This is a genomic window from Paenibacillus sinopodophylli, assembly GCF_005930355.1.
GTDB classification, from domain to species: Bacteria; Bacillota; Bacilli; order Paenibacillales; family Paenibacillaceae; genus Pristimantibacillus; species Pristimantibacillus sinopodophylli.
Genome location: NZ_VDBO01000012.1, coordinates 42759 through 55910, shown reverse-complemented (window position 1 = coordinate 55910; position 13152 = coordinate 42759). Strand labels below are relative to the sequence as shown.

Annotated in this window: 11 protein-coding genes; 10 read left to right on the top strand and 1 reads right to left on the bottom strand. The window is 46.4% G+C overall.

Annotated elements, in window-relative coordinates:
- Positions 1-284 precede the first annotated feature (284 nt).
- From FGT79_RS25235 to FGT79_RS25225, 3 genes are read left to right on the top strand one after another with little or no spacing between them, the layout of a single operon-like run.
- A complete protein-coding gene (locus tag FGT79_RS25235; protein WP_138755614.1) occupies positions 285-1313 on the top strand; it encodes a GGDEF domain-containing protein in 1029 nt (342 codons plus the stop codon).
- Positions 1285-2376 (top strand): GGDEF domain-containing protein, encoded by a 1092-nt coding sequence (locus tag FGT79_RS25230; RefSeq protein WP_171056442.1) that lies wholly within the window; start codon positions 1285-1287, stop codon positions 2374-2376. The genes FGT79_RS25235 and FGT79_RS25230 overlap by 29 nt, the downstream gene beginning before the upstream one ends.
- Positions 2377-2425: 49 nt before the next feature.
- Positions 2426-4792 (top strand): sensor domain-containing protein, encoded by a 2367-nt coding sequence (locus FGT79_RS25225; RefSeq protein WP_138755612.1) that lies wholly within the window; start codon positions 2426-2428, stop codon positions 4790-4792.
- Between the two features lie 124 nt (positions 4793-4916).
- Here FGT79_RS25225 and FGT79_RS25220 read toward each other — a convergent pair whose 3' ends face one another.
- A complete protein-coding gene (locus FGT79_RS25220) occupies positions 4917-5561 on the bottom strand; it encodes a GntR family transcriptional regulator (RefSeq protein WP_138755611.1) in 645 nt (214 codons plus the stop codon).
- A 330-nt stretch (positions 5562-5891) separates the two neighbouring features.
- Here FGT79_RS25220 and FGT79_RS25215 point away from each other — a divergent pair, with 330 nt between their 5' ends.
- From FGT79_RS25215 to pruA, 7 genes are all read left to right on the top strand, one after another.
- Positions 5892-6716, top strand: a complete 825-nt coding sequence (locus tag FGT79_RS25215) for a transporter substrate-binding domain-containing protein (RefSeq protein ID WP_138755610.1) — start codon at positions 5892-5894, stop codon at positions 6714-6716.
- A gap of 22 nt (positions 6717-6738) precedes the next feature.
- Entirely contained in the window at positions 6739-7389 is a 651-nt protein-coding gene (locus tag FGT79_RS25210) for an amino acid ABC transporter permease (RefSeq protein WP_138755609.1), read from the top strand.
- Positions 7389-8111, top strand: coding sequence for an amino acid ABC transporter ATP-binding protein (locus tag FGT79_RS25205; RefSeq protein WP_138755608.1), 723 nt, complete (start codon positions 7389-7391; stop codon positions 8109-8111). Before FGT79_RS25210 ends, FGT79_RS25205 begins: the two co-directional genes overlap by 1 nt.
- A 107-nt stretch (positions 8112-8218) precedes the next feature.
- Positions 8219-9424: an ornithine--oxo-acid transaminase gene (locus tag FGT79_RS25200; RefSeq protein WP_138755607.1), complete on the top strand. Its 1206-nt coding sequence runs from the start codon at positions 8219-8221 to the stop codon at positions 9422-9424.
- 44 nt (positions 9425-9468) lie between these two features.
- Positions 9469-10425, top strand: coding sequence for an arginase (rocF, locus tag FGT79_RS25195; protein WP_246096614.1), 957 nt, complete (start codon positions 9469-9471; stop codon positions 10423-10425).
- A gap of 28 nt (positions 10426-10453) precedes the next feature.
- Positions 10454-11368, top strand: a complete 915-nt coding sequence (locus FGT79_RS25190; protein ID WP_138755606.1) for a proline dehydrogenase family protein — start codon at positions 10454-10456, stop codon at positions 11366-11368.
- A 13-nt stretch (positions 11369-11381) separates the two neighbouring features.
- Entirely contained in the window at positions 11382-12950 is a 1569-nt protein-coding gene (gene pruA / locus FGT79_RS25185) for an L-glutamate gamma-semialdehyde dehydrogenase (RefSeq protein WP_138755605.1), read from the top strand.
- Positions 12951-13152 lie beyond the last annotated feature (202 nt).

Here is a 13152-nt window from a genome sequence, read left to right as displayed (position 1 = left end):
GGAGTAGAGTTTGCGCAAACGTCTTTTTTTGCGCTCATTCGACAAGAGGACCGAATTGGCATTCTCTCTTAATTGATTGTCCTGTCGAAAGATAGGCACTATAATAGTCATACAGCATGGATAATATTGTGAAATATCAGAATCTGCCTAACTAACTCGCAAAGTGGTGACTAACGCTGGCGCTTACTCGTTACAAAAACAAACTATCTTGGAATCGCTGGGTGCTCTCCTTCTACTGGATACTTTCTTTTCTAGTTCTGGTACTGGCAGAGAGTGTACATCTCATGTCATGGGGGGCTGATGTTGGGCTCAAGGTTGCCTTATTTCCTTCAAGATATTTCATGACGGCAGCATTTTTAATCGGTACGCTGTTAGTGGCTGAAGGATTAATTCGATATATGAGGTCGTATTTCGATTACGTTCTTATTTCGATCGGTTACGTATTTGCTGTGGTCATTATGTTCGGGTTTGGACGCTTAACCGAAGGATTATATGTTAGTCTCGATATTCCGATAATTATTTCCTTGTTTTATTTCAGTAAACGGCGACTTTGGTTCTCGATGCTGCTTACCATGAGCAGCTTTGTTCTGTTGCTGCTTGTCAGCGACACCATACAAGCGCAAATTAGTCAATATGATCTGGTAGCCATAGCGGGCATGATTGCAGGAACGGGTACTATTGGATTTGCTATTCTGAAAAGAGGGCAGGAGCTAAAGCTGTCACTCGAGCGTGCGGTGAGCTCAGAAATTGAGGCGTTTGTTGATTCCGTAACTACCCAGAATGCATCCAAATACGATCATCTGACGAATTTGTATAATCATATTACTTATCAAGAGTATTTAAATGCGCTTACGGAGCAGCATGCCGAGTATGATATGCCACTTCAGCTGGCTGCACTGGATATTGATAATTTCAAGAGTATTAACGATCGATTCGGACATCATGTCGGAGACATTGTCCTGCAGGAAACTGCCTTGCTGTTAAAGTCGTCGATTTCTAGCGAGGACATAGCAGCTAGGTATGGGGGGGAAGAATTTGTTCTGCTGCTGACAGGAAAGACGATTAATGAAAGTCATCAATTGCTTGAGCGTATTCGGGAACGGCTCGCCTTAACTGATTTCCCAGATCTTATTGGTGAGCGTGTGACGATTAGTATTGGGATGGCTGAGTATCATGCGGGGCTTGGGAAGAAGTCGCTGTTCAAGCTCGCAGACGGCTACTTGTATGAAGCAAAGCGCGGGGGCAAGAATCGGGTTGTGTCATCGTTTAGAAGGGGGGGTGAGAATGGTGAGAAAATTACTCATTGCTCCTGATCATTTATCTAATTGGAACAATATTATGCGGCTCTCCTACTGGGCAATGAGTTTGCTCTCGTTAGCAGCGGTTTTCATGACCTGGCTGCTTATCCTAAGTGATAAACCCTATGCATCGCCTGCTTTTTTCGAGAAACAAGTATTAATTCGGAACAGCCTAATTCTCGGAACGCTGATTGTGGCAGAATTAATCTATCGTTTAAAGAGCAGCTTGCAGGATTATATTATTATAATGCTCGGCTCATGCTTTGGCGCTATTACGCTTGCCTTGTCCTCAACAGAGGTGAGAGGCGTACAAATCGTCATGGTACTGCCGATATTGGTTTCAATATTGCACTTTAATTATGGAAAGGTTATATTCGCTTGCTGGGTTACGATGGTTACCTATTTATTCATTATGTTTGTCGTACCCGCTTACCGCTATGAGTTTGCTTTGTCACAGAAGGCAATTGGCTTCTCTGTTATTATCATTGTCACCCTTATTTCACTCGGCATTGTCAATCGTGGGCTGCAAATGATGAAAGAAGAGAAGGAGGCTCTCCGAAACGAGAAAAAACATCGTTTACAGCAACAGGCTGTCCATGAGGCAGCAAGTATGGATGCGTTGACAAGCCTCGAGAACCATAAAACCTTTCAAGAGCGGATGCGCTTGACGCTAGCAGATGAATCCCAATCACAGGTTCATCTGGCTATTCTAGATATAGATAATTTCAAGCTTGTGAACGATACCTACGGTCATGCCGTTGGGGATCAAGTGCTTCGCAAGGTGGGTAAGCTGCTTAGGACATGCTCGAAGGAGAACATCTTCCCCTCGCGTTATGGAGGCGAGGAGTTCACCATTATATTTGTAGGATTGGACGACAAAGCGGTTGCTGAATGTCTAGAGCACATTCGCTTGGAGACAGAACGGCTGTCGTTCGGCGAGATGGAAGACCGCAATGTAACCATTAGCATTGGCTGCCATAAGCTGCAAGCTGGAGAAACACGCGATGTTCTGTTTCGTCTGGCAGACGAAGCGCTGTATACAGCAAAGCGCTGTGGTAAGAATAGGATTGCCTGGTGATGCTTCGACTCTTTAGTTCTATTCATACAAAGCGAGGTGGCAACATGATATGAGCGATTATCAATCCATAATATTTTTGCTATTATTTATCGTGCCTGTCATCTATTTGATCGATACATCATTAGTCATTATTAGACGAAATGCTGCACATATCGAGAATCGGCTTGCTTTTCTTACGACAGCCTTTCTTGCGATTATGATCTTCTTTCAATATGTACAGCAGCTGCTCCCAGAGAAGCATACAGTGAGCTTGGCTGCTTATGTTATCTATCCATTTTCAATTGGAGCTGCGGTACTAAGCTTGCTGCTTCATTTGGCTGCTACGAGAGCCTATCACCGCATTACACCTCTCATCAGCATCATACTTGCTTCCACTCCGATAGTCGTATACCTGGGTTTGTTATTGGTAAAGGGAAAAGAGTTTTTGTTCTTAGGTGTGAGATCCGAGGAACTCTGGAAACAAGCAATCTTTGCACCACCCATGGGTATCATCTTTGGGTTTATTATCCTAATTGCGCTGTCGAATATCATCCTTTGCTTATCAGCGAGAGGCAAGGCGACGAGCATTGTTGAGCGTCAGCGATGGATCGTACTATTTAAGGCGAATTTCTACTATCAGGTAACTACTATTCTAGCGTCATCGATTGTCATTAACTTATCCACTTATTTGTATATGCCTGATTCTATTGTTTTCTTATCAACGATCGTCTGGTGCATTTCCCTGCGAATCTATATGAAGCATGATATATTACCGTCTGCTAGAAAAAAGTATGAGCTCCTCTATCAATTCTCACCGACTGCGATTATGATGCTGGATAAAAATATGATTATTAAGGAGGCGAACCCTGGTGCGCTGTCCGTGCTTGGGTATACGAAAGAAAATGAGGTTCTGAATCGCTCATTATCCGATTTCTTGGATGAGACTGAGCAAGCCGGAATGGCGGAGGAATATAAAGCGACCATTCCAAAAGGGGCTTGGCGCAACCGCGAGCTCGTCATTATGGACCGAATGGGAAAGCGGCGGATTATTCTGCTCGATACGGAGCTCATGGCCGAGGGGGAGCAGTTATTCGTGCTTGCGGTTATTCGAGATATTACGAAGCAGAAGGAAGAATCATCCCTTGTCCATTTCTTGGCTCATCATGATACGCTTACTAAGCTGCCGAACCGTTATCATTTCAATAGAGAGCTTGAAACCTCTTTGGAAACGGTGAAATCGTCAAAGGGATTGCTTGGCGTTATGCTCGTTGATTTGGATCGATTCAAGCTGATCAACGATACACTTGGCCATCAATATGGAGATGAGGCATTGAAGGAAGTGGCAAAGCGGCTGCGGAACAGTGTGAATGAGCGTCATCTGCTCGCACGGCTTGGCGGCGATGAATTTATTATCTTAATTCGAGGGGCCGAAGAGTATGATGAAATCGTATCGTTAGCGGAGAACATTCACCAAGTGTTCCAATTGCCGATTACGCTTCAAAGCCAGGACTTTTATTTGGGTGGAAGCATCGGCATTAGTGTTCACCCCTTCGATGATGACAGCTCAGACGGTCTCATTAAACGTGCGGATATTGCGATGTATAATGCGAAGCATAGCGGCGGTAATCAGTATCGGTTGTACACCGACGAAATGATTGCGTTAGTTCAACGGGATGTTAAACTGGAGAAGCATCTTCGCAAGGCGCTCAAGCGGAAGGAGTTCGTTCTGCATTATCAGCCACAGGTTGATTTGGCGACAGGTAAGCTAATTGGGGCAGAAGCGCTTATTCGCTGGCAGTCTGCAGAGCTTGGAATGGTTCATCCCGGTGAGTTCATTACGCTAGCGGAGCAGACGGGGTTAATAAACGAGATTGGCCAGTGGGTAATCGCTGAGGCGTGTGAGCAGGGTAGAAAATGGCAAGAGCAGGGCTGGGATGATTTCATGCTCTCGGTCAACGTCTCCTCTAGACAGTTCATGCAGCCTGATTTCGTAAATAAAGTTGAGGACATATTGCGGACCAGTGGCTTGGTTCCAGATCGTTTGTGCTTAGAAATAACAGAGAGCATGGTCGTCAACAACTTGAACGTAGCAAGAAAAATGCTGGACGAGCTCGTGGCTCTAGGCATACATATCGCCATCGATGATTTTGGAACAGGCTATTCTTCATTAAGCGTCATCCGGCAGCTTCCTATCGCAATTATCAAAATCGACCGGTCGTTCATTACGGATATGGATGCGTATCAGGGCGGACTTTCCATCGTGAAGACAATTGTTTCGATGGGTCATGACCTTCAGAAGCAGGTGGTTGCTGAGGGTGTGGAAACGCAGGAGCAACGAGATCGGCTAAGACAGCTGGGCTGTGATAAGGCGCAGGGATACTATTATCATAAACCGCTGCCGCTTGCTGAATTTACAAAGCTCATTGCTGTTAAGTAATGGCCATGATCGTTATATAGAAATAGGCTGCCGAGTTTGACATCGGCAGCCTATTTCTTAAATATAGGAAAGTATCTCATTTTGCCAACTTTCTCTATATTTCTACGTTTACGCTTGTTTCATGCTATAGCATTTCTGTATCGATGATACGCCAGTGATGCTTAATCGTACAATCTAAACCATTTGTGTCCTTCGATCGGAATAGCTCCAATATTTTACGATGCTCCGAATTAACCTGCTTCAGCACTTCAGAGAGCTTCTGCTTATCTTCACTAGCATAAGACTGGCGAATAAAGCTGTTTTTCAATGAGTTCAACGTTTCGATTAAAACCGGATTATCGCATTTCTTTATGTAGACTTCGTGGAAGTTGTATTGGTCTATATAATATTCGGCGAAATATTGCTGGCTAATGTCTGCATCGATCTTCTCGACGAGACGCTCCATTTCCTGCATATCCGATTCGTTCAGCGATTCGATGCACAAGATAGCCGCAAGCGCATCCAATACTCCGATGATGCGAGAGAAATCAAGTTTCTTCTTAGGGTCGAAGGCTTTAACGGTAAAGCCTCTCCTTGGCAAATAATCGAGCAGATTGTCAGATGACAACTGGAACAAAGCTTCCCGCGTTGGCGTGCGGCTTATATCGAGCTTTTTGCATATTTCCGCTTCATTCACTTTTTGGTTGGGAAGCAGTGTACCGTCTTGTATTTTTTGAGCAATATACTCGTAAACATGGTCCTTGAGGGACTGGTATTTGGGCGCTTGCATGCAGAGACCTCGTTTCTACCTTTAACGATTAAAGGTGATTGTTTTCGATAGTGATGTCGCCATGTAATGAGTATGTAGTCCGGCATCTGCTGTTTGTACCATTTTAACACCTGATCATAACGTTATACAAGCAATTGTAGACTGCAACTAATGTTAGATAACGTAACAAATGTAATGGCGGAATGTATGATTTACAAAAAAACATTGTACATACCAAAACTCAATGTTATAATTACTGACATAAGTTATGTATATTGTATACAGATTTAACTCCGAGTCGTTTCGGGGGGATATAACACTAAATTAGATAAAGAAATGGGAGAGATGGAAATGAACAAAAAGTTATCGCTGCTTCTTATTACGGTTATGGTTGTCTTGTCAGCATGTGGTCAGAACAAAGAAACAAACTCGCCTGCTTCACCGGCGAATAATGCCGCAACTGATGCGCCGGCAGCAGAGAAAACAACGTTAGTTCTAGGTACGAGCGCAGATTATGCACCATTCGAATTCCATAAAACGATTGATGGCAAAGATACGATTGTTGGCTTCGATATTGCCATTGCGAAAGAAATTGCGAAGGATATGAACGCAGAGCTTGAGATTCAAGACATGGACTTTGATGGCTTACTGCTTGCGCTTGATGCAGGGAAAGTTGACATGGTTATCTCAGGTTTGACGCCAACGGATGAGCGTAAGAAAAACGTCGATTTCTCTGAAATCTATTATTTGACGGATCAAGGTGTTCTCGTAAATAAGGATGCAGTTGATCAATTCAAAACGTTGGACGATCTGAAGGGTAAAAAAATCGGCATTCAAAAAGGTTCGATTCAAGAGGGTATCGCACAGGAAATTGCAGATGCGAAGCTGACAGCGCTTGGCAAAATTCCGGAACTGGTCATGGAGCTGAAGAGCGGACGCGTTGACGCGATCATTCTTGAGAAGCCAGTTGCTGATCAATACGCGGTTGCCCAACCCGACATTGTCGTATCTGATGTGAAAATCGAGCAGCCGGAAGAAGAAGCAGGCGTATCCATTGCAGTTAAAAAAGGTGAGCAAGAGCTGCTTAATAAAATCGATGGCACTATCGCTAGGTTGAAAGCAAGCGGCGAAATCGACCAATTTGTTGTTGAGGCAAATGAGCTGGTTGGAGAATAAAGAACGGACGGAGTAGTTGGATATGGATTTAGACTTTAGTTTTATGGCTGAATACTGGCCATCCTTTTTGAGGGGAGCCTGGGTCACGCTGAAGTTGTCTTTCTTCGGCGTGGCGCTCGGCACGCTGCTCGGCGTACTGTTTGCTTTAATGCGTATCTCTCGCTGGTGGCCGGTGAAGTTCATCGCTTCGGCTTATATTGAAATCATACGCGGGACTCCGATGCTCGTACAAATCTTTATTATCCATTACGGACTGACGGGGTTTGGCATTAACCTGCCCCCGTTTATTTCCGGCGTAGTTGCGCTGACGATTAACAGCTCGGCCTATATGGCTGAGGTGTTCCGAGCAGGAATTGAAGCTATCGATAAAGGACAGACAGAGGCCGCTCGTTCCCTGGGGCTCAGCAGATGGATGGCACTTCGATACATTGTTCTGCCACAGGCATTCCGCAACATGCTGCCAGCTATCGGCAACGAATTTATTATTATTATCAAGGATTCCTCGCTTATTTCTGTTATTGGAATAGCGGAGCTGATGTACAACGCTCGTACAGTTCAAAGTATTACCTTCTCGCCCATGGAGCCGCTGCTCGTCGCATGTGCATTGTATTTCGTCATGACATTTACGTTATCCAGGCTGCTTGCCGTATTAGAGAGGAAGTTGAGAAGCTGATGATAGTCGTGAACGAGCTGCGCAAATCCTATGGCAAACATGAGATTTTGAAGGGAATAGATACAGAGATTCGCAAAGGAGAGGTTGTCGTTGTAATCGGGCCAAGCGGCTCGGGCAAGAGTACCTTCCTAAGATGCTTGAATTATCTAGAGCAGCCAAGCTCTGGTGAAATTCGGCTCAATGATGTGTTGATTACGAATAAGCAAGCTGAGCTCAATCGCATCCGGCAGGAAATGGGCATGGTTTTTCAGCATTTTAATTTATTTCCGCATATGACGGTGTTAGACAATTTGACGCTTGCTCCGCGCACCTTAAAGAAGTTGAGCAAAGAAAAGGCAAATGCAAGGGCTATGGAGCTGCTCCGCGTCGTTGGACTTGAGGACAAATTCAACTCGTATCCAGATCGTCTCTCAGGCGGACAGAAGCAAAGGGTGGCGATAGCACGCGCACTCGCAATGGAACCAAGTGTAATGCTGTTCGACGAACCGACGTCGGCACTCGATCCCGAGATGGTTGGGGAGGTGCTTGAGGTGATGAAGAAGCTTGCTCTGAACGGAATGACGATGGTCATTGTCACGCATGAGATGGGCTTTGCGCGCGAGGTTGGCGACCGTTTGCTGTTTATGGACGGAGGCTGCATCGTTGAAGAAGGAATACCTGTAGAAGTTTTTCAGAATCCGCAGCATTCGCGAACACAGGATTTTTTGGCCAAAGTATTATAGCTGAAAACAAATATGAAAACGACAGTCCTGGTAGGAAAAGCCGATCCAGGTTTTTTTACACCAGCATTTGAATATTGTATACAAATTTCAGAGGGAGTGAAGATCAGATGACCGCATTACGAACAACCTCAGCTGTAATGGAACAATCGGACCGCTATGGCGCACATAATTATCATCCTCTTCCTATCGTCATTTCGGAGGCAGAAGGCGTGTGGGTGAAGGACCCCGAGGGCAATCGCTACATGGATATGCTCAGTGCTTATAGCGCCCTCAACCATGGGCATAGGCATCCGAAGGTGATAGCCGCGCTTAAAAGTCAGGCGGATAAGGTGACTCTGACCTCGCGGGCATTTCATAATGATGCGCTCGGACAGTTCTACGAGAAGCTCTCTGCCTATACGGGGAAAAGTAAGATTTTGGCGATGAACACGGGAGCGGAGGCGGTGGAAACAGCTGTGAAAGCCGTTCGCCGCTGGGCTTATCGCGTGAAAGGCGTACCTCAAGACCAAGCGGAGATTATCGTATGTACAGGCAATTTCCATGGGCGGACGATTACGGTTACATCCTTCTCGTCTTCAGAGGAATATAAGAAAGACTTTGGGCCATTTACGCCTGGTTTCAAACTCGTGCCATACGGCGACCTTGCATCACTTGAACAGGCAATAACACCAAATACAGCAGCATTCCTTGTTGAGCCAATCCAGGGCGAGGCTGGCATTATTTTACCGCCGGAAGGTTATCTCTCAAAGGCGTATGAGCTTTGCAAACGACATCATGTGCTGTTAGTAGCGGATGAGATTCAGACGGGCTTCGGAAGAACCGGTAAACGATTCGCATGTGACTGGGAAACGGTTGAGCCCGACGTTTATATAATGGGCAAGGCTTTGGGCGGAGGAGTTATGCCGATCTCTGCTATCGCGGCGAGTGAAGAAATATTAGGTGTCTTTGAACCGGGATCTCATGGTTCAACGTTCGGGGGCAATCCGCTGGCATGTGCGGTGTCGGTCGCTGCGCTTGAAGTCATCGAGGAAGAGCAGTTGGCGGAGCGCTCGGAAGAGCTCGGGAACTATTTTGCAGCTAAGCTTGCAGCGATTCGGAACCCTGCCATCAAAGAAGTGCGAGGCAGAGGATTGTTTATCGGATTGGAGCTTCATACGGCGGCAAGACCGTATTGCGAGCAGCTTATGACAGAAGGCTTATTGTGCAAAGAGACACATGACACAACGATACGATTCGCGCCTCCCCTTACGATTACGGAAGAAGAGATCGATTGGGCACTGGCGAGAATAACGCGGGTACTGAAGAGTGAGTAGAGCGTGACGGTTGTTAGCAAAGACAGCGTGGAGAGAAGGGATTTATGATGGTGAATGAAGTAAAAGTGATGGCTAATGCGACTGAGAGGACGGATTCTATGGTTAACAAAAAAGTAAGGCTTATCAGTGTGCCGTTCTGGATGGGTGGAAGCCGCGCAGGTACAGAGCTTGGTCCAGAAAGCATCATTCAGTCGGGGCTGGCTCGTCAAATAAGAAGTATGGGCTTCGATTTGGTTGGCAATTGCGAGGTCAACTGCCCTAGGCACGGCACGCTTGATCCGAAGCAGCCTAAAACGAAATATTTTGCAGAAGTGAAGGAAATGAGCGGACTTGTGGGAGAGCAGGTGTATCGTGCGGTCCTTGCTAATTCCTTCCCGCTTATCCTTGGCGGCGATCACAGCGTTGCAATCGGTTCGTTGGCGGGACTTACGGGGCATTACGATAACTTGGGTGTTATATGGTTTGATGCGCATGGTGATCTGAACACGGAGGAGACGACACCCTCGGGTAATATGCACGGCATGCCGCTGGCTATCGCAATGGGGCTGTCCAAGTTCAAGCTCAGTGATATTCCTGGTGCAGGTCCGCTCATTAAAAAAGAAAATGTCGTCATTGTCGGAGCGCGTGACCTTGATCCTTATGAGAAGGAGTTTATTCGGAACGAAGGGATAGCGTGCTTCACCATGCATGACATTGACCGCTTGGGAATGAAGGCGGTTATGGAGCAAGCCATAGCGATTGTAAGTAAGAACACAGACGGCGTGCACGTAAGCTTCGATATGGATTGTCTTGATCCAACGGAAGCTGCAGGTGTTAGTACGCCCGTTCCGGGAGGTATTAGCTACCGTGAGGCGCATCTGGCGCTTGAGCTGCTTGCCGAGACTGGCAAAGTTACTTCTATGGACATCGTTGAGGTGAATCCGCTTCTCGATGTAGGAATGCGTACCTCGCGCCTTGCTGTAGAAATGGCAACCTCACTGCTTGGGAAACGGATCATATAGGATAAATCACGGGGGATGAGGGCCGGCAATGGAACAATTAATGAGAAGCTTCTTTCTGACGTTAGGCAAAAGCAGGAAGGTAGGCGGCCTTGCGCGCAAATATGGGCTTAGGCTGGGGGCGAGCCGCTTCGTAGCGGGCGTTGAAATAAACAGCTCAATCGAAGCGGTGAAGAAGCTGAACCAGCAAGGCAAACTAGCGACATTGGACCATTTGGGTGAATTCATAAGCGGCAAGGAGGAGGCTGAACATTCCACTGACATGTGCTTGCGTACGATTGAAGCTATCGCAGCTTCAGGCGTAAAGGCCAATCTTTCGCTCAAGCTTACGAGTTTGGGGCTAGATTTGGATGATGGGCTGTGCGAGAGGCAAATGCGGCGCATACTGGAGCTTGCGGAACAGACGGACAACTTCGTTCGTATCGACATGGAAGATTATTCGCATTGCCAGCCGGCTCTGGATTTGTATCGTAAGCTAAACGTGCCAACTGACCGTGCAGGCATTGTTATTCAAGCCTATTTGTACCGATCGGAGGAAGACCTGCATGAACTAGGCGTTATGAAAGCAAATGTAAGATTAGTTAAAGGCGCGTACAAGGAGTCGGCAGACGTTGCATTCCCGCTCAAGTCAGATGTAGACCAATCCTACTTGCGGCTGATCGAGCAGCATTTGCTTAGCGGCGGTTACACGGCGATTGCGACTCATGACCGCGCTGTTATTGCGCATGCGAAGACGTTTATTCGTGAGCAAGGGATTTCTCTGGATCGATTCGAGTTCCAAATGCTATACGGGATTTGCGAGGAGCTTCAGGATGAGCTTGTTCGTGAGGGCTACCGCGTAAGGATATACGTTCCTTATGGGGAGGACTGGTTCGGCTATTTTATGCGAAGACTTGCAGAGCGGCCGGATAATGTTTGGTTTGTACTAAAAAATATGTGGAAATAGAGGAGAAATGAAGATGAGAGAATTAACAGCAACAGCATTCGCCAATGAGCCGATGACTGATTTTGGCTTGGAAGAAAACCGAACAGCTTTCGTTGAAGCCATCGCGCTTGTAAGGTCGGAGCTAGGCAGGGAATATCCGCTTCATATAGCGGGTCGCGCCGTACATACACCGGATCAAATACTATCGTTAAATCCTGCAAAGTCGAGTGAAGTGGTAGGCAAAGTATCCAAAGCAAGCCGAGAACTCGCAGAGCAGGCGATGAATGCTGCGTTGACTGCTTTCGAAAGCTGGAAAAAAGTTTCCGTTAAGGAGCGGGCAGCGTGCTTGATGGAGGCTGCAGCGCTTATGCGTGAGCGCAAGCATTATTTCTCGGCATGGCTCGTAATTGAATCGGGCAAAAACTGGGCGGAAGCGGATGCGGATACAGCGGAAGCAATTGATTTCATGGACTATTACGCTCGTGAAATGGTGAAGCTTGCAGAAACGAATGAGCATAAGCCTCTAGTCAAGCTGCCTGGTGAGGATAATCAATTGACCTATATTCCGTTAGGTGTCGGCATCGTTATTCCTCCATGGAACTTTCCGCTCGCGATCTGTGCAGGGATGGCAACTGCATCTATCGTTGCAGGCAACACCGTTATTCTGAAGCCGGCATCGACGACGCCTATTATTGCCTATAAATTTTATGAGCTGATGGTTGAAGCAGGTATGCCTGCTGACGTTATACAGTATCTGCCGGGCAGCGGCGCGGAAATTGGTGACTATTTGACCAGCCACCCTAAGACGAGATTTGTTAGCTTCACAGGCTCGAAGGAGATCGGACTACGCATTAATAGATTGGCTGCAGAACAGGCTCCGGGGCAGATATGGATGAAGCGGGTTGTTGCGGAGATGGGCGGCAAGGACGGTATTGTCGTGGATGAAACGGCGGATATTGCTGCTGCTGCGGATGCGATTGTAGCCTCGGCGTTCGGTTTCCAGGGGCAGAAATGTTCAGCGGGCTCAAGAGCAGTCGTTGTAGCTGGTGTGTATGACGAATTAGTAGAGAAGGTAAAAGAGAGAACGAGTAAGCTTGTCATGGGATCGCCGGAGGAGAATGCAGCTGTAGGCCCGGTCATCGACAAAAGCTCTTTCGATAAAATTATGCAGGCGATTGAAACGGGGAAGAGCGAGGGACGCCTGTTGATTGGCGGCAACAAAGGACTAGATGGCGGTTACTTTATTGAACCGACCGTATTTGTTGACGCAGGTCCCGATGACTATCTCATGCAGGAAGAAATATTCGGTCCAGTGCTGGCGATAGCGAAGGCAGAAGATTGGCAGGATGCCATTCGAATCTATAATCACACGGAGTTTGGATTAACTGGAGCCTTCTTCTCTGCGGATGAGGATCGAATACAAACAGCACTGCAAGAGATGCATTGCGGAAATTTGTATATTAACCGAAAATGCACGGGTGCACTTGTAGGCGTTCATCCTTTTGGCGGATTCAATATGTCTGGTACCGATTCAAAAGCGGGTGGGCATGATTATATGCTTTTATTTACCCAAGCTAAGCTGACATCAAGAAGAACAGTTTAGTAAAACGTGATAATGATGTTATGTTATATAACGCAAATCTATTGAAAAAGAAAAAATAAAGGTAATATATTAAAAATTCGTTGTCCTCACGGAACTTCGATGTTATACTACCTTACGTAAAGAGGTATATTGTGTTAAGTATATTGTATACAAATTTTGACGCTTTAACATATAAACGACATCGTAGATAAGTCAAAATTGA

Coding starts and splice junctions, on each gene's coding strand:
- FGT79_RS25200 (WP_138755607.1), top strand. CDS start 8,219: ATGACCGCATTACGAACAACCTCAGCTGTAATGGAACAATCGGACCGC.
- FGT79_RS25235 (WP_138755614.1), top strand. CDS start 285: ATGTCATGGGGGGCTGATGTTGGGCTCAAGGTTGCCTTATTTCCTTCA.
- FGT79_RS25215 (WP_138755610.1), top strand. CDS start 5,892: ATGAACAAAAAGTTATCGCTGCTTCTTATTACGGTTATGGTTGTCTTG.
- rocF (WP_246096614.1), top strand. CDS start 9,469: ATGATGGTGAATGAAGTAAAAGTGATGGCTAATGCGACTGAGAGGACG.
- FGT79_RS25190 (WP_138755606.1), top strand. CDS start 10,454: ATGGAACAATTAATGAGAAGCTTCTTTCTGACGTTAGGCAAAAGCAGG.
- FGT79_RS25220 (WP_138755611.1), bottom strand. CDS start 5,561: ATGCAAGCGCCCAAATACCAGTCCCTCAAGGACCATGTTTACGAGTAT.
- FGT79_RS25210 (WP_138755609.1), top strand. CDS start 6,739: ATGGATTTAGACTTTAGTTTTATGGCTGAATACTGGCCATCCTTTTTG.
- FGT79_RS25225 (WP_138755612.1), top strand. CDS start 2,426: ATGAGCGATTATCAATCCATAATATTTTTGCTATTATTTATCGTGCCT.
- FGT79_RS25205 (WP_138755608.1), top strand. CDS start 7,389: ATGATAGTCGTGAACGAGCTGCGCAAATCCTATGGCAAACATGAGATT.
- pruA (WP_138755605.1), top strand. CDS start 11,382: ATGAGAGAATTAACAGCAACAGCATTCGCCAATGAGCCGATGACTGAT.
- FGT79_RS25230 (WP_171056442.1), top strand. CDS start 1,285: ATGGTGAGAAAATTACTCATTGCTCCTGATCATTTATCTAATTGGAAC.